Source organism: Pseudomonas sp. BLCC-B112 (assembly GCF_028550695.1).
GTDB lineage: Bacteria > Pseudomonadota > Gammaproteobacteria > Pseudomonadales > Pseudomonadaceae > Aquipseudomonas > Aquipseudomonas danubii.
In genome coordinates this window covers 1-18,009 of the sequence record NZ_JAQQGK010000006.1, presented here as the reverse complement: position 1 = coordinate 18,009, position 18,009 = coordinate 1, and the positions used below count along the sequence as shown (strand labels likewise).

20 protein-coding genes are annotated in these 18,009 nt (G+C 59.7%); 11 read left to right on the top strand and 9 right to left on the bottom strand.

All coding sequences use genetic code 11. The annotated features are described in order from the left end of the window. The first annotated feature begins 11 nt into the window (after positions 1 to 11). From rpe to PQT43_RS16600, 7 genes are all read left to right on the top strand, one after another. Positions 12 to 686: a ribulose-phosphate 3-epimerase gene (gene rpe, locus PQT43_RS16630; protein WP_102861907.1), complete on the top strand. Its 675-nt coding sequence runs from the start codon at positions 12 to 14 to the stop codon at positions 684 to 686. After that, positions 683 to 1,501, top strand: a complete 819-nt coding sequence (locus PQT43_RS16625; RefSeq protein WP_102861906.1) for a phosphoglycolate phosphatase — start codon at positions 683 to 685, stop codon at positions 1,499 to 1,501. Before rpe ends, PQT43_RS16625 begins: the two co-directional genes overlap by 4 nt. 71 nt (positions 1,502 to 1,572) lie before the next feature. Next, the gene (gene trpE / locus PQT43_RS16620; protein WP_272754327.1) at positions 1,573 to 3,060 is read left to right on the top strand and encodes an anthranilate synthase component I; all 1,488 of its coding nucleotides are present in this window, start codon (positions 1,573 to 1,575) and stop codon (positions 3,058 to 3,060) included. A gap of 12 nt (positions 3,061 to 3,072) precedes the next feature. After that, the gene (locus tag PQT43_RS16615; RefSeq protein ID WP_102881031.1) at positions 3,073 to 3,666 is read left to right on the top strand and encodes an aminodeoxychorismate/anthranilate synthase component II; all 594 of its coding nucleotides are present in this window, start codon (positions 3,073 to 3,075) and stop codon (positions 3,664 to 3,666) included. 9 nt (positions 3,667 to 3,675) lie between these two features. After that, complete coding sequence (gene trpD, locus PQT43_RS16610; RefSeq protein WP_102881030.1) at positions 3,676 to 4,725, top strand: anthranilate phosphoribosyltransferase; 1,050 nt, start codon at positions 3,676 to 3,678, stop codon at positions 4,723 to 4,725. Next, positions 4,722 to 5,558 (top strand): indole-3-glycerol phosphate synthase TrpC, encoded by an 837-nt coding sequence (gene trpC / locus PQT43_RS16605; protein ID WP_102861902.1) that lies wholly within the window; start codon positions 4,722 to 4,724, stop codon positions 5,556 to 5,558. The genes trpD and trpC overlap by 4 nt, the downstream gene beginning before the upstream one ends. A 67-nt stretch (positions 5,559 to 5,625) precedes the next feature. Beyond that, on the top strand, positions 5,626 to 6,327 hold the full coding sequence (locus tag PQT43_RS16600; protein ID WP_110594498.1) for a lipoate--protein ligase family protein: 702 nt from the start codon (positions 5,626 to 5,628) through the stop codon (positions 6,325 to 6,327). On the opposite strand, the gene crp is transcribed toward PQT43_RS16600, so the two are convergent. Continuing rightward, on the bottom strand, positions 6,324 to 6,968 hold the full coding sequence (crp, locus tag PQT43_RS16595) for a cAMP-activated global transcriptional regulator CRP (protein ID WP_213665119.1): 645 nt from the start codon (positions 6,966 to 6,968) through the stop codon (positions 6,324 to 6,326). The two genes, PQT43_RS16600 and crp, sit on opposite strands and share 4 nt — an antisense overlap. 233 nt (positions 6,969 to 7,201) lie before the next feature. Here crp and PQT43_RS16590 point away from each other — a divergent pair, with 233 nt between their 5' ends. Next, positions 7,202 to 7,624, top strand: a complete 423-nt coding sequence (locus tag PQT43_RS16590) for an OsmC family protein (RefSeq protein ID WP_020295492.1) — start codon at positions 7,202 to 7,204, stop codon at positions 7,622 to 7,624. A gap of 75 nt (positions 7,625 to 7,699) precedes the next feature. On the opposite strand, the gene coq7 is transcribed toward PQT43_RS16590, so the two are convergent. The 6 genes from coq7 to hemJ form a co-directional block, all read right to left on the bottom strand. After that, a complete protein-coding gene (gene coq7 / locus PQT43_RS16585; protein ID WP_272754324.1) occupies positions 7,700 to 8,347 on the bottom strand; it encodes a 2-polyprenyl-3-methyl-6-methoxy-1,4-benzoquinone monooxygenase in 648 nt (215 codons plus the stop codon). A 126-nt stretch (positions 8,348 to 8,473) separates the two neighbouring features. After that, positions 8,474 to 8,812, bottom strand: coding sequence for a histidine triad nucleotide-binding protein (locus PQT43_RS16580; protein WP_011063795.1), 339 nt, complete (start codon positions 8,810 to 8,812; stop codon positions 8,474 to 8,476). A gap of 70 nt (positions 8,813 to 8,882) precedes the next feature. After that, entirely contained in the window at positions 8,883 to 9,671 is a 789-nt protein-coding gene (locus PQT43_RS16575; RefSeq protein ID WP_102881027.1) for an SDR family NAD(P)-dependent oxidoreductase, read from the bottom strand. Between the two features lie 61 nt (positions 9,672 to 9,732). Beyond that, positions 9,733 to 10,647, bottom strand: a complete 915-nt coding sequence (locus tag PQT43_RS16570; protein WP_110594502.1) for a DUF805 domain-containing protein — start codon at positions 10,645 to 10,647, stop codon at positions 9,733 to 9,735. 95 nt (positions 10,648 to 10,742) lie between these two features. Further along, positions 10,743 to 11,711 carry an NAD(P)H-dependent flavin oxidoreductase gene (locus PQT43_RS16565; RefSeq protein ID WP_102881025.1) on the bottom strand — a complete coding sequence of 323 codons (969 nt, stop codon included), beginning with the start codon at positions 11,709 to 11,711 and terminating at the stop codon, positions 10,743 to 10,745. Between the two features lie 33 nt (positions 11,712 to 11,744). Next, entirely contained in the window at positions 11,745 to 12,176 is a 432-nt protein-coding gene (gene hemJ / locus PQT43_RS16560; protein WP_102881024.1) for a protoporphyrinogen oxidase HemJ, read from the bottom strand. A 135-nt stretch (positions 12,177 to 12,311) separates the two neighbouring features. Between hemJ and argC the strand changes: the two genes are divergently transcribed. Together argC and erpA are read left to right on the top strand one after the other, a co-directional pair. After that, complete coding sequence (gene argC, locus PQT43_RS16555) at positions 12,312 to 13,346, top strand: N-acetyl-gamma-glutamyl-phosphate reductase (RefSeq protein ID WP_102881023.1); 1,035 nt, start codon at positions 12,312 to 12,314, stop codon at positions 13,344 to 13,346. Between the two features lie 169 nt (positions 13,347 to 13,515). Next, positions 13,516 to 13,866 carry an iron-sulfur cluster insertion protein ErpA gene (erpA, locus tag PQT43_RS16550; protein WP_011063789.1) on the top strand — a complete coding sequence of 117 codons (351 nt, stop codon included), beginning with the start codon at positions 13,516 to 13,518 and terminating at the stop codon, positions 13,864 to 13,866. Positions 13,867 to 13,937: 71 nt separating this feature from the next. Here erpA and PQT43_RS16545 read toward each other — a convergent pair whose 3' ends face one another. Both PQT43_RS16545 and PQT43_RS16540 read right to left on the bottom strand, forming a co-directional pair. Next, positions 13,938 to 15,029, bottom strand: coding sequence for an anhydro-N-acetylmuramic acid kinase (locus tag PQT43_RS16545; protein WP_267268997.1), 1,092 nt, complete (start codon positions 15,027 to 15,029; stop codon positions 13,938 to 13,940). A gap of 3 nt (positions 15,030 to 15,032) precedes the next feature. Further along, positions 15,033 to 16,454, bottom strand: coding sequence for a peptidoglycan DD-metalloendopeptidase family protein (locus tag PQT43_RS16540; RefSeq protein WP_102881021.1), 1,422 nt, complete (start codon positions 16,452 to 16,454; stop codon positions 15,033 to 15,035). 209 nt (positions 16,455 to 16,663) lie between these two features. Between PQT43_RS16540 and tyrS the strand changes: the two genes are divergently transcribed. Continuing rightward, positions 16,664 to 17,863, top strand: a complete 1,200-nt coding sequence (gene tyrS / locus PQT43_RS16535; RefSeq protein WP_102861892.1) for a tyrosine--tRNA ligase — start codon at positions 16,664 to 16,666, stop codon at positions 17,861 to 17,863. The last annotated feature ends 146 nt before the right edge of the window (positions 17,864 to 18,009 follow it).

Sequence of the window (18,009 nt, the reverse complement as noted above, 5' to 3'; positions counted from 1 at the left end):
AAAGGTGCGTCATGCAGCCCTTCGCTATTGCTCCGTCGATTCTCTCTGCCGACTTCGCCCGTCTGGGTGAGGAAGTGGACAATGTCCTGGCCGCTGGTGCCGACATCGTCCACTTCGATGTCATGGACAACCACTATGTGCCGAACCTGACCATCGGCCCGATGGTCTGTTCTGCACTGCGCAAGTATGGGATCACCGCGCCGATCGATGCGCACCTGATGGTGACCCCGGTGGATCGCATCATCGGTGACTTCATCGAGGCAGGCGCGACCTACATCACCTTTCACCCCGAAGCCACGCTGCATGTGGACCGTTCCCTGCAAATGATCCGCGAGGGCGGCTGCAAGGCCGGCCTGGTGTTCAACCCGGCGACCCCGCTGGACGTGCTCAAGTATGTGATGGACAAGGTCGACATGGTCCTGCTGATGAGTGTCAACCCGGGCTTTGGCGGGCAGAAGTTCATTCCTGGGACCCTCGACAAGCTGCGCGAGGCACGGGCCCTGATCGACGCTTCCGGTCGCGACATCCGCCTGGAAATCGACGGTGGGGTGAACGTCGGCAACATCCGTGAGATCGCCGCCGCAGGCGCTGACACCTTTGTTGCCGGTTCGGCCATCTTCAACGCGCCGAACTATCAGGAAGTCATTGAGAAAATGCGCGCCGAACTGGCGCTGGCTCGGCCATGAGCGCATTTGAGCAGCTGTTCTCGGGGCGTTTGCCGCGACTGGTGATGTTCGACCTGGATGGCACCCTGGTCGATTCGGTGCCGGACCTCGCGGCCGCCGTGGATCAAATGCTGCTCAAGCTGGGGCGCAAGCCCGCGGGTATCGAGGCGGTGCGCGAGTGGGTCGGCAACGGTGCGCCGATGCTGGTGCGCCGGGCCCTGGCCAACAGCCTGGATGCCCAGGGCGTCGACGATGTCGAGGCGGAGCACGCTCTTGAGTTGTTCAATAGCGCGTACGAGGACAGCCACGAGCTGACTGTGGTCTATCCCGGTGTGCGCGAAACCCTCAAGTGGCTGCACAAGCAGGGCGTGGAAATGGCCCTGATCACCAACAAGCCCGAGCGTTTCGTCGCGCCATTGCTGGATCAGATGAAGATCGGCCGGTATTTCCGCTGGATCATCGGCGGCGACACCCTGCCGCAAAAGAAACCCGACCCGGCGGCACTGTTCTTCGTGATGAAGATGGCCAGCGTACCGGCGTCGCAGTCGCTGTTCGTCGGCGACTCGCGCAGCGATGTGCTGGCGGCCAAGGCGGCGGGGGTCAAGTGCGTGGCGCTGAGCTACGGCTATAACCACGGCCGGCCGATTGCCGAGGAGTCGCCGGCGCTGGTGATCGACAACTTGCGGGCGCTGATCCCCGGTTGCTTAGAACCAGCCGCTGAGATAACGTTGCCCGACGCTGTTCCATCCCCTTCTGGAAATTCCATCGTGGTGGTCACTCGCAAACTCTGGATGAAAGTCATCAAGGCCTTGGCCCGTTGGCGTTGGCGCGCCTGATTTTTGTCTGGCCGGCCCTGCCGGCACGTTTGCATACCTGACTGTTAGACCCTCAAGCCACGAGGCACCCCATGATTCGCGAAGAATTCCTGCGTTTGGCCGCAGCTGGTTACAACCGTATCCCGCTGGCCTGCGAAACCCTTGCCGACTTCGACACGCCGCTGTCGATCTACCTGAAACTGGCCGATCAGCCCAACTCCTACTTGCTGGAGTCGGTGCAGGGCGGTGAAAAGTGGGGGCGCTATTCGATCATCGGCTTGCCGTGCCGCACCGTATTGCGCGTGCATGGGCACCAGGTCAGCGTGAGCCATGACGGCGTCGAGATCGAGAGCCATGAAGTGGCTGATCCGCTGGCTTTCGTCGAGGAATTCAAAGCCCGTTACAACGTGCCGACCATCGCCGGCCTGCCGCGCTTCAACGGTGGCCTGGTGGGGTATTTCGGTTATGACTGCGTGCGTTATGTCGAGCCGCGCCTGGGCCAGTGCCCGAATCCTGACCCGATCGGTGTGCCGGATATCCTGCTGATGGTCTCCGATGCGGTGGTGGTGTTCGACAACCTGGCGGGCAAGATGCACGCCATCGTGCTGGCCGACCCCAGCCAGGACAACGCCTTCGAGGCCGGGCAAGCGCGCTTGCAGGAGTTGCTTGCGCAACTGCGCCAGCCGATCACGCCGCGTCCCGGGCTGGATTTCAGCAAGCAGCAGGCGGCCGATCCGGTATTCCGCTCCAGCTTCACCCAGGCGGACTATGAGCGAGCCGTGGACACCATCAAGGAGTACATCCTGGCCGGTGACTGCATGCAGGTGGTGCCGTCCCAGCGCATGTCGATTGACTTCAAGGCTGCGCCCATCGATCTGTACCGGGCGCTGCGCTGCTTCAACCCGACTCCCTATATGTACTTCTTCAACTTCGGCGACTTTCATGTAGTGGGCAGTTCGCCGGAAGTGCTGGTGCGGGTCGAGGACAACCTGATTACCGTGCGGCCGATTGCCGGCACCCGTCCGCGGGGCGCTACCGAGGAAGCCGATCTGGCCCTGGAACAGGACCTGCTGTCGGATGCCAAGGAAATCGCCGAGCACTTGATGCTGATCGATCTGGGGCGCAACGACACCGGTCGCGTATCCGAAATTGGCTCGGTGAAGCTCACCGAGAAGATGGTGATCGAGCGTTATTCCAATGTGATGCACATCGTCTCCAACGTCACCGGTCAACTGAAAGCCGGGCTGACGGCGATGGACGCTCTGCGGGCGATCCTGCCGGCGGGGACGTTGTCCGGGGCGCCGAAGATTCGCGCTATGGAAATCATCGACGAGCTGGAGCCGGTCAAGCGTGGGATCTACGGCGGCGCCGTGGGTTACTTCGCCTGGAACGGCAACATGGATACCGCCATTGCCATTCGCACGGCGGTGATCAAGAACGGTGAGCTGCATGTACAGGCCGGTGGCGGGATTGTCGCCGACTCAGTGCCGACCCTGGAGTGGGAAGAGACGCTGAACAAGCGTCGCGCAATGTTCCGTGCCGTGGCGCTGGCAGAACAAACCCCCGCATCCAAGGTTTGAGGAGTTTCCATAATGTTGCTGATGATCGATAACTACGACTCCTTCACCTACAACGTCGTCCAGTATCTGGGCGAGTTGGGTGCCGAAGTGAAAGTGGTACGCAATGACGAGCTGACCGTGGCTGAAATCGAAGCCCTCAAGCCCGAGCGTATCGTGGTCTCGCCTGGCCCTTGCACGCCGACCGAGGCCGGTGTCTCCATCGAGGCGATCAAGCATTTCGCCGGCAAGCTGCCGATTCTGGGCGTGTGCCTGGGCCACCAGTCCATCGGCCAGGCATTTGGCGGCCAAGTGGTGCGAGCCCGGCAAGTGATGCACGGCAAGACCAGCCCGGTGTTTCACCGTGACCTGGGGGTGTTCAACGGCTTGAACATGCCGCTGACCGTGACCCGTTACCACTCGCTGGTGGTCAAGCATGAGAGCCTGCCCGAGTGCCTTGAAGTCACGGCTTGGACCCAGTTGGAAGACGGCTCCGTCGACGAAATCATGGGGCTGCGCCACAAGACGCTGAATATCGAAGGGGTGCAATTTCACCCCGAGTCTATCCTCACCGAGCAGGGCCACGAGCTGTTCGCCAACTTCCTCAAACAGAGCGGCGGCACGCGCTAAGGACTTTTCATGGATATCAAGACTGCCCTGAGCCGTATTGTCGGCCATCTGGACCTGAGCACCGATGAGATGCGCGATGTCATGCGCGAGATCATGACCGGCCAATGCACCGATGCGCAGATTGGCGCCTTCATGATGGCCATGCGCATGAAAAGTGAAAGCATCGACGAGATCGTCGGCGCGGTATCGGTGATGCGTGAACTGGCTGACACGGTCGAACTGAAAACCCTCGACGGTGTGGTGGATGTGGTCGGCACCGGCGGTGACGGTGCGAACATTTTCAACGTTTCCACAGCGTCTTCCTTTGTTGTTGCCGCTGCCGGCTGCACCGTCGCCAAGCATGGTAACCGTGCGGTATCCGGCAAGAGCGGCAGCGCCGATCTGTTGGAGGCGGCCGGGATTTACCTGAACCTGACGCCAGTCCAGGTCGCGCGCTGCATCGACAACGTCGGCATCGGCTTCATGTTTGCCCAGTCTCACCACGGCGCCATGAAATATGCCGCCGGCCCGCGCCGTGACCTCGGCCTGCGCACCCTGTTCAACATGCTTGGCCCGCTTACGAATCCGGCCGGCGTGAAACATCAGGTGGTGGGGGTATTTACTCAGGCCTTGTGCCGGCCATTGGCCGAGGTTTTGCAGCGTCTGGGCAGCAAACATGTGCTGGTGGTGCATTCCCAGGATGGCCTGGACGAGTTCAGCCTGGCGGCGCCGACCTATGTTGCCGAGCTGAAGAATGACCAGATCACCGAGTACTGGGTACAACCCGAGGACTTGGGCATGAAGAGCCAGAGTCTGTTTGGCTTGGTGGTGGAGAGCCCGGCGGCGTCCCTTGAGCTGATCCGCGATGCCCTGGGACGACGCAAGACCGAGCACGGCCAGAAGGCCGCCGAGATGATTGTGCTCAATGCCGGTGCGGCGCTGTATGCCGCGGATCATGCCAGCAGCTTGAGAGAGGGCGTGGCCCTGGCGCACGATGCCTTGCACACCGGCTTGGCCCGGGAAAAGCTCGAGGAGTTGGGCGCCTTTACCGCGGTGTTCAAGCAGGAGAATGAAGGATGAGTGTGCCGACAGTTCTGGAAAAAATCCTCGCCCGCAAGGTTGAGGAAGTTGCCGAGCGCAGCGCTCGCGTCAGTCTGGCCGAGCTGGAGAGCCTGGCACGGGCAGCCGATGCGCCGCGGGGTTTCGCCAGGGCGCTGCAGGAGCAGGTCAAGCTCAAGCAGCCGGCGGTGATTGCCGAGATCAAGAAAGCTTCGCCGAGCAAAGGCGTGATCCGCGAGAATTTCGTGCCGGCAGAGATCGCCAAGAGCTACGAGAAGGGCGGTGCCACTTGCCTGTCGGTGTTGACTGACGTCGATTACTTCCAGGGGGCCGATGCCTACCTGCAGCAGGCCCGCGCGGCCTGCAAACTGCCGGTGATCCGCAAGGATTTCATGATCGATCCCTACCAGATCGTCGAAGCCCGTGCCCTCGGTGCCGACTGTGTGCTGCTGATTGTCGCTGCGCTGGACGACCAGCGGATGGCCGAGTTGGCGACGGTGGCCAAGGGTGTCGGTCTGGATGTGCTGGTGGAAGTGCACGACGGCGACGAGTTGGAGCGGGCGCTGAAGACCCTCGACACACCGTTGGTCGGGATCAACAACCGCAATCTGCATACCTTCGAAGTCGACCTGGAAACCACTCTCGACCTGCTGCCGCGGATTCCTCGCGATCGCCTGGTGATTACCGAGAGCGGCATTCTCAACCGTGCCGATGTCGAGCTGATGGAAATCAGTGATGTCTATTCGTTCCTGGTGGGCGAGGCATTCATGCGCGCCGAGAGCCCGGGCAGCGAGTTGCAACGCTTGTTCTTCCCCGAGCGTGGCGTGCCGGTCAGCGGTTCGACCCTGGACTGAACCTGAAACAATGAATAAGCCGGCGATGCCGGCTTTTTCGTATCTATTGCAAAGGATTTCCACTGTCATGACCCAACCCCTTGCCTTGACTGTCGAAGCTGGCCTGCAGGCCGAGCAGGATCTGCTGGCGCTGGTGTGTGCTGGCGAGCAGGAGTTTGGGCTGCTGTTCTGGCAGCCCAGCGATCGGGCGCTGGTGATGCCCCGGCGCTTGAGTCGCCTGCCGGGGTTCGAGCAGGCTTGCCAGGCGTCGGCGGCCAACGGCTGGCCGGTGCTGCTGCGGGAAACCGGCGGTGAGCCGGTGCCGCAATCGGCAGCCACGGTGAATATTGCGCTGGTCTATGCGCCACCGCGCAGCGAGGGGGATCAGGGGCGGATCGAAACGGCCTATCGGCGTCTGTGCCAGCCGATTTGCGATCTGCTCAGTGAGCTGGGAGGCAATCCGTCGTTGGGGGAGGTGGACGGCGCCTTTTGCGATGGCCGTTTCAACGTCAATCTGGAGGGGCGCAAGATGGTCGGTACCGCCCAGCGCTGGCGTCAGAGCAAAGGCGGACAGCGCCCGGTGGGGCTGGTACACGGTGCCCTGCTGCTGGATAACGAGCGCGACTCCATGGTGGGGGCGGTCAATACCTTCAATCAGGCTTGCGGCCTGGAGCAGCGTTGCCGGGCTGAAAGCCATATCGCCCTGCATGAGGCGTTTACCGCAGAGAATGCCGTGGCCCGGCTGGACAGCCTGTACCGGCAGATGCTCAAGAGCTTTCTGCCGGGTTAGCGGGTGCCGAACACCACCATGGTCTTGCCTTTGACGTGAACCAGGTTGCGCTCCTCAAGGTCCTTGAGGACGCGGCCGACCATTTCTCGGGAGCAGCCGACTATCCGGCCGATCTCCTGACGGGTGATCTTGATCTGCATGCCGTCGGGGTGGGTCATGGCATCCGGTTGCTTGCACAGCTCCAGCAGGCAGCGGGCAACCCGTCCGGTCACGTCGAAGAACGCCAGGTCGCCGACCTTGCGCGTGGTATTGCGCAGGCGCTGGGCAATCTGCCCGCTGAGGACGTAGAGAATGTCCGGGTCGTTCTGCGACAACTCGCGAAACTTCGCGTAGCTGATCTCGGCGACTTCGCATTCCACTTTGGCCCGTACCCAGGCGCTGCGCTGCTGTTCGTGCCCGGCCTCTTCGAAAAGCCCCAGTTCACCGAAGAAATCCCCGGCGTTGAGGTAGGCGATGATCATCTCCCGGCCATCGTCGTCCTCGATGAGGATGGTCACCGAGCCCTTGATGATGAAATACAGGCTGTCGGACACATCACCGGCGCAGATGATGTTGCTCTTGGCCTGATACCGGCGGCGTTGACAGTGCATCAGCAACTTGTCGAGATTTTTGATCCTGGGGGTGGGGGCAATAGCAACCATGGTTGTATCCCGAGAAGACTGCACGGTATGAGGTGATTTTTATGGGCGTAAAATGAGGACGTTGAACGCTGGCTAAGCGCCAGTCATTTGGCGTCAGCTTAACAGACACATCCTTGACGGATTTAAGATTTTTCTTAGTGAAGATCGGTAATCTGCTGTGAACATGCAAAGCGCAGCCCGTGCAAAACCCTGTGCTAAGCTGGCGACCCTTTTTTTACAGTGGAGTCTTGGCGATGAAGGCACGCATCCAATGGGCTGGCGAAGCCATGTTCCTCGGTGAGTCGGGCAGTGGCCACGTTGTGGTGATGGACGGTCCGCCAGAAGCCGGTGGACGCAACCTGGGTGTTCGCCCCATGGAGATGCTCCTGCTCGGTGTGGGCGGTTGCAGCAATTTCGACGTGGTCAGCATCCTGAAGAAGTCGCGTCAGGCGGTTGAAAGCTGTGAGGCCTTTCTTGAAGCCGAGCGTGCAACCGAGGACCCGAAGGTCTTCACCAAGATTCACATGCATTTCGTGGTCAAGGGGCGTGGGCTGAAGGAGGCTCAGGTCAAGCGGGCCATCGAACTGTCCGCCGAGAAGTATTGCTCGGCTTCGATCATGCTCGGGGCTGCTGGCGTGGCCATTACCCACGATTACGAAATCGTCGAGTTGGGTTGAGCCGGGACTCAGTTCGTCGGTAAAGGAAAAGGGCGCCTCAAGAGCGCCCTTTTTTGTGTTCGGTACTGGCCGGGATCAGATCCGATAGGTGCTCTTGGTCATGACCTTGGCCAACAGGCTCATGCCGAACTTCACCGGTGCCGGGAAGCGGAAGCCGCCCGCTTCGAGAGCGGTTTCTGCGTGGTGCTCTTCGTCGATGCGCATCTGCTCCAGGATCGCCCGGGACTTTTCGTCTTCTGCCGGTAGTTGTTCCAGGTGTTCGTTCAGGTGCTTGCAGACCTGCTCTTCGGTGGCGGCGACGAACCCCAGGCTGACTTTGTCGCTGATCAGGCCGGCGGCGGCGCCGATGCCGAATGACAGGCCATAGAACAATGGGTTGAGAACACTCGGGTGGCTGCCCAGTTGGCGGATGCGCTGTTCGCACCAGGCCAGGTGGTCGATTTCCTCTTCGGCGGCATGCTCCATGGCCTGGCGTACCTGGGGCAGTTTGGCGGTCAGGGCCTGGCCCTGGTAGAGCGCCTGGGCGCAGACTTCCCCGGTGTGATTGATACGCATCAGGCCGGCGACGTGCCGGGTATCCTCGTCACTCATCTGCGCTTCCGGCTGCACTATGGCCGGTGACGGGCGATAAGGTTGGCCGCTGAAAGGCAGCAGCGTACGCATGGCCATATCAGCTTGCAGCAGCAGACGGTCAATCGGCGAGTAGTGACGTTGGGTAGTCATGCTTATCTCCGGGAAGAATCACGGCGGCCAGTTTACTCTAATCGACAGGGTGAAAACTGCGCTGGATCAGCGCACCCTCGCCTGGGAGTGGGCGAGGGTGCGCGGTACACGAGTGTTGGCGGGCAATCAGCCCGGAGGCCAGTTCATCTGACGCTGACCCAGCACGTGCATATGAATGTGGTAGACGGTCTGACCGCCCAGCTCATTGCAGTTCATCACCACCCGGAAGCCGTCCTCGCAACCTTGTTCCTTGGCCAGGCGCTGGGCGGTGAACAGGATGTGTCCGGCCAGGGTTTTGTCGTCCTCGGTGAGGTCGTTGAGGGTGCGAATGGGCTTCTTCGGTATGACCAGGAAGTGCACCGGTGCTTGCGGAGCAATATCGTGGAAGGCCAGAACCTGGTCGTCCTCGTAGATGATCTTCGCGGGTATTTCTCTGTTGATGATCTTGGTGAACAGAGTATCCACAGCTGTTTCTCCATTGGGTTGGTCCGGGGTGAGTGTACTCAGGCTCACAATGTGCGCCCAGTCCGAACATCTAACGTGGGCAATAGGCCCGATTGAAGTAACCGACGATCTTGCGGGTCAGCCAGCGAGAGCCCAGGCGGCTGCTGAAGGCCATCCAGCGGTTCAAGCGGCCGGGGATGATGATGGCACGGTTCTTTTCCAGGGCCCGGACTGCGTACAACGCGACTTCTTCGGGGCTCATGAGCAACTTGCTGTCGTTGAGCTTCTGGGTGTCCATCTGGGCGGTGCGGAAGAATGCGGTGCGGGTGGGGCCGGGGCACAGCACCGAGACCTTGACCGCGCATTTTTTCAGCTCTTCGCGCAGCCCTTCGGAAAAGTGCAGAACATAGGCCTTGCTGGCGTAGTAGGTACTCATCCAGGGGCCGGGATAGAAGGCCGCTACCGAGGCGACGTTGAGTATCTGTCCTCCACCCAGCAGGGCCATGCTGTTGCCCAAGGCGTGGCAAAGGCGGGTCAGCGCAAGGATGTTGACCTCGATCAGGTCTTGTTCGGTCATCCAGTCCTGGGCCAGGAAAGGGCCGCTGGTACCGATCCCGGCACAATTGACCAGCAGGTCGATCTGGCGGTCGCCTTCCTCCAGTTCCAGCAGGAAGCCGGACAGTCGCAGAGGCTCTCCCAGATCGCAGGCCCGGAACAATACTTCGACGCCGAAGCGTTGGGTCAGCTCCAGGGCGATGCATTCCAGCTGATCACGCTGGCGGGCCACGAGAATCAGGTTGCGGCCACGCCGGGCCAGTGCTTCGGCAAGGGCCAGGCCTATGCCGCTGGAAGCACCGGTGATCAGAGCGTAACGGGTCATGCATTTCTCCATCGCAACGGCCAGCGGCCTGCGACAGGAAGGGTCGCAGGCTGGGGCGCGTTTATTCTTGCTCGGATTCTACAGGGGCGGCGATGTCCGCTGGTTCAGCATCTTCATCGGCGCTGCTGGAATCGATGGTTTCGCTGTAGCTGGTTTCGCTGTAGCTGTCTTCCAGGGAACTCAGGCCACCGGCCACCACACCCACGATCAGGACGGCGATCAAGACTACCCACATCCAGGACAGGACCTTGACGGCGGTGGTGTTGGGTGGAGGTGGCGCGCCGTAGCGGTTGGCCACGTTGCTGCCCGGGCTGACCATCAGCACCAGCGGGAACACGCTGCCGACGATAGGGACGAAGTTCAGCAGCCACAGCCAGCCCGACCAGCCGAGGTCGTGCAGGCGCTGCACGCTGATCTGGATGCTGACGACGATGAAGCCGATGAAGACCACTACCCCACCAGTAATCCCCAGGACAGTGAGCAGTGTGGAGTTGAACATTGCGGCGGACAGGATGCCGAAGAAGGCGCCCACACCGATCACTGCCAGCATGGCCACCGTCAGGACCAGGGTCCAGGCCAGATAGCGCAGGCGACCGATGCGGCCTTCGAAACTGAAGACATTGAGTGTGGCGTATTGGGGGAGGGCATCTCCCACCGCCGCTTGCGGGGGTGCATAGGGCGAAGCGCTGATGCTGGCGGCCGTGGGCGTGGGGGTTACTGCATCGAGGTTCAGCTGCAACGAGGGCTCGGATTCGATGCGGGCGTCGATCCCGGTGTTCTTCAACGCTTCCAGGTAGCGCTGGGCATCGGCCTGGGTCAGGTCGCGCTTGAGTTCCACCTGCTGGCCACTGAACAGGCGTTCCACGGCAGCGACATCGCTTTTGAACAGTTCGGCCAGGTTCAGTTGGGCGGTGGATTTTTCCACGCCGGGCAGCAATGTGCCGTCGAAAACAATCTTGTAGCGGGTCTCGCTCATGGGGGCATCCCTGTCGCTTGAAAAGAAGGCTTACATAAAAGGCCGACAGTTTAAGGCCAGTGCCCCCCGGCTGGCCAAAAAACAATGAGAACTGGTTAGCGTGGCCAGCGTTTTATGAGTTGCGTCGAGCGTTCCTGAGCGGCCTGATACTCGCTGTCCAGGCGGGCAATCAGTTGATCGACGCTGGGCAGGTCGTTGATCTCACCGACGCCCTGGCCGGCAGACCACACGGTTTTCCAGGCCTTGGCTTCGTCGCTGATGGGTTTGAGCTTGGAGCCGAAATTGACTTCGCCTTTACCTTGCAGGGCTGCCAGGTCGAAACCAGCGTTTTCCAGGCTCTGGCGCATGAAGCTGGCAGGGACCCCGGAGACGGCGGCAGTGTGCACGATATCCGCAGCGCGAGAATTGAGCAGCATCTCTTTATAGGCGTCCGGTGCATGGCTTTCGGTGGTGCCGATAAAGCGGGTGCCCAGATAGGCCAGGTCGGCGCCCAGCAGCTGTGCGGCGAGAATCTCGTGACCGCGGTTCAGGCAGCCGGCCAGCAACAGGGTCTTGTCGAAGAACTGGCGAATCTCGGCAATAAGGGAGAACGGGCTCCAGGTTCCGGCATGTCCGCCAGCCCCTGCCGCTACAGCGATCAGTCCGTCGACTCCGGCCTCTGCAGCTTTCTCCGCATGCCGGCGGGTGGTCACGTCATGGAATACCAGCCCGCCATAGCTGTGTACGGCGTCTACCACTTCCTTGACTGCGCCCAGGCTGGTGATGACGATCGGCACCTGGTGTTCGATGCAGATCTGTAAATCCGCCTGCAGACGCGGGTTGCTGTTGTGCACGATCAGGTTCACCGCGTAGGGGGCAGGGTTCTCCAATTTGGCCAACCCTGCTTCGATCTCCTCTAGCCAGGCCTTGAAGCCACTGCTCTCACGCTGGTTGAGGGCGGGGAAGCTGCCTACCACGCCATTGCGACAGCAGGCCAGAACCAGTTCAGGGTTGGAGATCAGGAACATTGGCGCCGCCACCAGAGGCAGGCGCAGGCGTTGTTCGAGCAGAGCGGGCAGTGACATTGGAGTACCCCCAGGGGAAGCGACTAGTAAGAGTTAGAACGGCCGTACAACGACCAAAATTACAATAGCCAGCAATATCAGGACCGGTACTTCATTGAACCAGCGATAAAAGACATGGCTGCGGGTGTTTTCGCCACGAGCAAAACGTTTCACTTGAGCGCCGCACATGTGGTGGTACCCGATCAGGATCACCACCAGGGTCAGTTTGGCGTGCATCCAGCCACCCTGGCCGAAGTAGGCGCTGGGATTGAGGCTGATCAACCAGATGCCAAAGATCAGCGCGGCGATCATTGCCGGCCCCATGATGAAGCGATACAGCTTGCGCTCCATGAGGCAGAAGCGCTCACGGCTGACGCTGTCTTCGCTTTGAGCGTGATAGACGAATAGGCGCGGCAGGTAGAAAAGGCCGGCAAACCAGCAGACCACACTGACGATATGAAAGGCTTTGAGCCATAGATAGAGCATTTTTAGTTATTCCCAGGTTCACGGTGGCGAAGATAGTAGAGGGTAGAGCGGCCGCACGTCACCTTGACGGTTGTCGCAGGGGCGCGCCACCCCTATTATCGGCAGCTTTCCAGTGGGTTCGTTGAGGGCAGGTTTATGGTCAAGGTCGGTATTGTCGGCGGCACGGGTTACACCGGTGTCGAACTGCTGCGTCTGTTGGCACAGCATCCGCAGGCGCGAGTAGAAGTCATCACTTCGCGATCCGAGGCGGGCCTGGCCGTAGCCGACATGTACCCGAACCTGCGCGGTCACTATGACGGCCTGGCTTTCAGTGTGCCGGATATCAAGACGCTGGGTGCCTGTGATGTGGTGTTCTTTGCAACGCCCCACGGTGTAGCCCATGCACTGGCCGGCGAGTTGCTGGCGGCTGGGACCAAGGTCATCGATTTGTCGGCGGACTTCCGTCTGCAGGATGCCGATGAGTGGGCCAAATGGTACGGCCAGCCCCACGGCGCACCTGAGCTGCTGGATGAGGCGGTCTACGGACTACCGGAAGTCAACCGTGAGCAAATAAAGAAGGCTCGTCTGATTGCCGTTCCCGGGTGCTATCCAACGGCCACCCAGCTGGGCTTCCTGCCATTGCTGGAGGCCGGTCTTGCCGACACTACGCAGTTGATCGCTGATTGCAAGTCCGGTGTCAGTGGAGCAGGCCGTGGTGCCAGCGTCGGTTCGCTGTACTCGGAAACCTCCGAGAGCATGAAGGCCTATGCGGTCAAAGGGCATCGTCACTTGCCGGAAATACGCCAGGGTCTGCGTCGGGCGGCAGGCAAGGACGTCGGCCTGACCTTTGTGCCGCATCTGACGCCAATGATTCGCGGCATTCACTCGACGCTCTATGCGACCGTGGTGGACCGCTCGGTTGATCTGCAAGCGCTGTTTGAGAAGCGTTATGCCAACGAGCCTTTCGTTGATGTGATGCCGGCGGGCAGTCATCCTGAGACTCGCAGTGTGCGTGGTGCCAACGTATGTCGGATTGCCGTGCACCGGCCACAGGATGGTGATCTGGTGGTGGTGCTGTCGGTCATCGACAATCTGGTCAAGGGAGCTTCCGGCCAGGCGGTGCAAAACCTCAACATTCTGTTCGGCTTGGACGAGCGCCTGGGGCTGTCCCACGCTGGCATGCTGCCTTAAGGTCGGTTTAGAGGTGAACAGAAAGGCCCGTCTGACGGGCCTTTCTGCGTTCTGCGGGCAACTGGACGACTATTGATATACCGTAACAATAGTTGACCGCTTTTCTGGGAGAAGCGGATAATGCGCGTCATTACGCAGTATGGCGGCTTAACGCCGGGAGATAGTCAGCATGAGCGTTGAATCCTTCACCCCCACGGCTTTGCAATTCACTCAAGGTGCAGCGCACAAGGTGAAGACCCTGGTCGACGAAGAGGGTAATGATCGCTTGAAGCTGCGCGTATTCGTTACGGGCGGCGGTTGTTCGGGGTTCCAGTACGGTTTCACTTTCGATGAGGAAGTGGCCGAGGACGACACCATCGTCGAGCGCGAAGGCGTAAGCCTGGTGGTCGACCCGATGAGTTTCCAGTACCTGGCCGGTGCTGAAGTGGACTACCAGGAAGGTCTGGAAGGTTCGCGGTTCGTGATCAAGAACCCCAATGCCACCACTACCTGTGGTTGCGGGTCTTCGTTCTCGATCTGATCAGTCGGCAAAAGCCAGATAGCAAAACGCCGCAGTGTCTAACGACTCTGCGGCGTTTTGCTATCTGGCGTTCAAGCCGGGTAGATAGCGCCCAGTACACGCAGGCCGCGGGCGCCTGTGACGCTGGGCCGGTTGGCGGCGATGCCTTCCAGGCAGCAATGGGCCAGCCAGGCGAAGGCCATGGCTTCTACCCAGTCGGGGTCCACGCCATAAACGGCGGTGCTGTTGACCTGTGTCCCGGGTAGTAGCGCGCTGAGGCGCCGCATCAATGTGCCGTTATGGGCACCGCCGCCACAAACCAAAAGCTCCTGGGTGCCGACTTGTGCAGCCAGCAGCGAGTCGACGATGGTCAGCGCTGTCAGTTCCAGCAGGGTGGCCTGTACATTTTCTGCGGGGATGGCAGGGTGCTGGGCCAGATGCTGATTCAGCCACTGGAGGTTGAATACCTCGCGCCCCGTGCTCTTGGGTCCTTGAGTGGCGAAGAATGGATCGCTGAGCAGGGTCTTCAGAAGGGCCTGGTCAAGCTGGCCGCTGGCCGCCCATTGGCCGTTGCGGTCGAAGGTTTCAGCCCGTTGAGTCTGTATCCATGCATCGAGCAGCACGTTGCCAGGGCCGCAATCAAAGCCGGCGACCGGTTTGGCGGTTTCGATCAGGCTCAGGTTGCTGAAGCCACCGACGTTCAGAACGGCACGCTTTCCGGAGCGCTGCTCGAACAGAGCTTCGTGGAAGGCGGGGACCAGAGGGGCGCCTTGGCCGCCGGCAGCCACGTCGCGACTGCGGAAGTCGCTGATAACGGTGATACCGGTGAGTTCTGTGAGCAATGCTGGGTTGCCGATCTGCACGGTAAATCCGCGGCTCGGCTCATGGCGCACGGTCTGCCCGTGGCTGCCTATGGCGCGAATGTCTTGAGCCTGGAGTTGTTGTTGCTGCAGAAGGCTGTGGATGCCCTGGGCAGCCAGCTTGACCCAGTGTTGCTGGGCCATGGCGGAACGGGCGATCTCGTCAGGGCCGCTGGCGCACAAACTCAGGAGTTCGGCGCGCAGGGTCTCTGGCATGGGGATGTAGTGGGTAGCGATCAATCTGATCGCCGGGCTCTGCTCGATCAGGGCAATGTCCAGGCCGTCGAGGCTGGTTCCGGACATTACTCCTATGTAGAGCGCCATGGCTCAGCGCTTGCTCGAGGCCAGCATGGTGGCCTTTTCCTGGTCCATCCGAGCCATAAGAGGCTGGCTCTGTTGGAGGAAGCGAGCTCGCTCGGCCTTGGCAATAGGGTCAGCCATCGGCAGTTTCTGGCCCAGTGGGTCTACGTGGACGCCGTTGACCTGGAACTCGTAGTGCAAGTGAGGGCCGGTAGAGAGGCCTGTGGTGCCGATATACCCAATGACCTGACCCTGTTTCACCGAGCCGCCGGTCTTGACGCCCTTGGCAAAGCCTTGCATGTGGCCGTACAGGGTCCTGTAGGTGTTGCCGTGCTGAATGATCACGGTGTTGCCGTAACCACCGCGGCGGCCCGCCAGCAGAACCTTTCCATCACCGGCAGCCTTGATCGGCGTGCCTCGTGGGGCGGCGTAGTCGACGCCCTTGTGAGCGCGGATCTTGTTCAGAATTGGGTGTTTACGGCCCATGGAGAAGCGCGAGCTGATACGGGCAAAGTCCACTGGCGTACGGATGAACGCTTTGCGCATGCTATTGCCGTCGGCGGTGTAATAGCTGCTGGAACCCTGTTTGTTGGTGTAGCGCACGGCGGTGTAGGTCTTGCCGCGATTGGTGAAGCGTGCGGAAAGGATATTGCCGGTACCGACCACTTTGCCGTTGGCTACTTTCTGTTCGTAGATGACGTCAAACTCGTCACCCTGGCGAATATCCTGCGCGAAGTCGATGTCGTAGCCGAAAATGTTGGCCATATCCATAGTCAGGCTATGAGACAGGCCGGCACGTGCCGCGGACTGTGAAAGCGAACTATTGATGACGCCATGCACATAAGCCGAGCGGACTACTGGTTTAGTGATCACTCGGTTGAAGGTAAAGCCTTTGGGGCCCTTGGTCAGAGTGATGGTTTCCAGATCACTGACTTTACTGTGCAGGTTGCTCAGTTGGCCGTCTTGAGTCAGTTCGAACTCAAGCTTTTGGCCGTGTTTTAGCTGGGAAAACTGCTTCGCTTGCTTGTCGCTTGCCAGGACTTCGTGAACAGATGTAGCTGGCAGGCCAACCTTCTCGAAGAGTGTGGACAAGGTATCGCCCTTGGCCACTATCACTTCTCTATGGCCTGGGGCTTTTTGCTCTTCCGTGACAGCGGTTGTTGGTGCAGCTTCAGCAGTCTCCGGGGGGGCTTCGGCGGTGTTGTCGATCTGTGCGAAAGGAGAGGCGACGCTTTCGCTTGTGGCTTGTTCGACGGAGGCGGCGTCTTGATCTTGTGTCAGCTGCTCGACCGGACTTTCCAGGTCAAGGCTTAGTGTCGTTTTTTTGGCTTCTACATCACTGGAAGGGAATACCAGTAGTGCCAGGCTTAGAAGGGCTGCGATGCCACTTGCGGCGAGCAGGTGGCTCTTCGGATAAAGCGGTGGCGCTTTAGACGGTTCGGTGGTCATAGGTAATTTGACTTTGAAAAGATGAAATGGAAAAGATGAATGACATGATGAAGATGAAATAACTGTATAAAATATAACCAAATCATCTGTGACGCAAGCTCGCGGACGCTCTGCTGCGTGAATGCCCTCGTACGCCGGGCAAAACTTGTAATTAGTCCGTGATCTTGTATGGTTGGTTCCCTTTTGAATCTGAGCCTTGCGGGTCTGTTATGAAGTCGGTTGAAGAGCAGCTAGCGCTGATCAAACGTGGTGCGGAAGAGTTGTTGGTCGAGTCCGAGTTGATCGAGAAGCTCAAGCGCGGCGAGCCGCTGCGTATTAAGGCTGGCTTCGATCCGACGGCTCCGGATCTGCATCTCGGCCATACCGTGCTTATTAATAAGCTGCGTCAGTTCCAGGATCTTGGTCACCAGGTGATCTTCCTGATTGGCGACTTCACCGGGATGATCGGTGATCCGAGTGGCAAAAGCGCTACTCGTCCGCCGCTGACTCGCGAGCAGGTTCTTGATAATGCAGAGACCTACAAGAGTCAGGTTTTCAAGATTCTTGATCCTGCTAAGACTGAAGTCGCATTCAACTCTACTTGGATGGACAAGATGGGGCCGGCGGATTTCATCCGTCTGACTTCCCAGTACACCGTTGCGCGCATGCTTGAGCGGGATGACTTCGACAAGCGCTATTCGACCAATCAGCCGATTGCCATTCACGAGTTCTTGTATCCGCTGGTGCAGGGCTATGACTCGGTCGCTCTGCGTGCTGATGTCGAGTTGGGTGGTACCGATCAGAAGTTCAACCTGTTGATGGGGCGCGAGCTGCAGCGTGGTTATGGTCAAGAGGCTCAGTGCATTTTGACTATGCCTCTGCTTGAGGGGTTGGATGGCGTTAAGAAGATGTCCAAGTCCTTGGGTAACTATGTAGGCATTCAGGAAGCTCCAGGGGTTATGTATGGCAAGCTGGTCTCTATTCCTGATGCGCTGATGTGGCGTTACTTCGAGCTGCTTAGCTTTCGCTCGATGGATGAGATCAATGCATTCAAAGCTGATGTTGAAGCGGGCGCCAACCCGCGTGATATCAAGATCAAGCTGGCAGAGGAGATCGTTGCGCGTTTCCATGGTGACGAGGCGGCCGCAAATGCCCATCGTGGCGCGGGCAACCGTATGAAGGATGGCGAGCTGCCGGAGGATCTGCCGGAAGTTGAGTTGGTCGCTGCTGAAGATATGCCGATTGCAGCTGTCCTTAATAAGGCTGGGCTTGTGAAGAACGCGGCAGTGGCACGGGATCTTCTTGGTTCGGGTGGTGTGCGGGTAGGGGGGGAGGTTGTTGATCGTTCCTTTATATGTGCGGTGGGTTCGACCTACGTGTGTCAGGCCGGCAAGAAGGCTTTTGCACGTATTACGCTTAAATCTGAATAAAATCGAAAATAGGTATTGACGGCGAATTATATCTCTCTATAATTCGCCCCACTTCCGGCGCAGTCGAAGCGGAAAACTCCTTGAGATTCAACGAGTTACGCGGTTTTCGGCAGCGGTTACGCTTCAGTTCATCGAAGCCAGAAGCA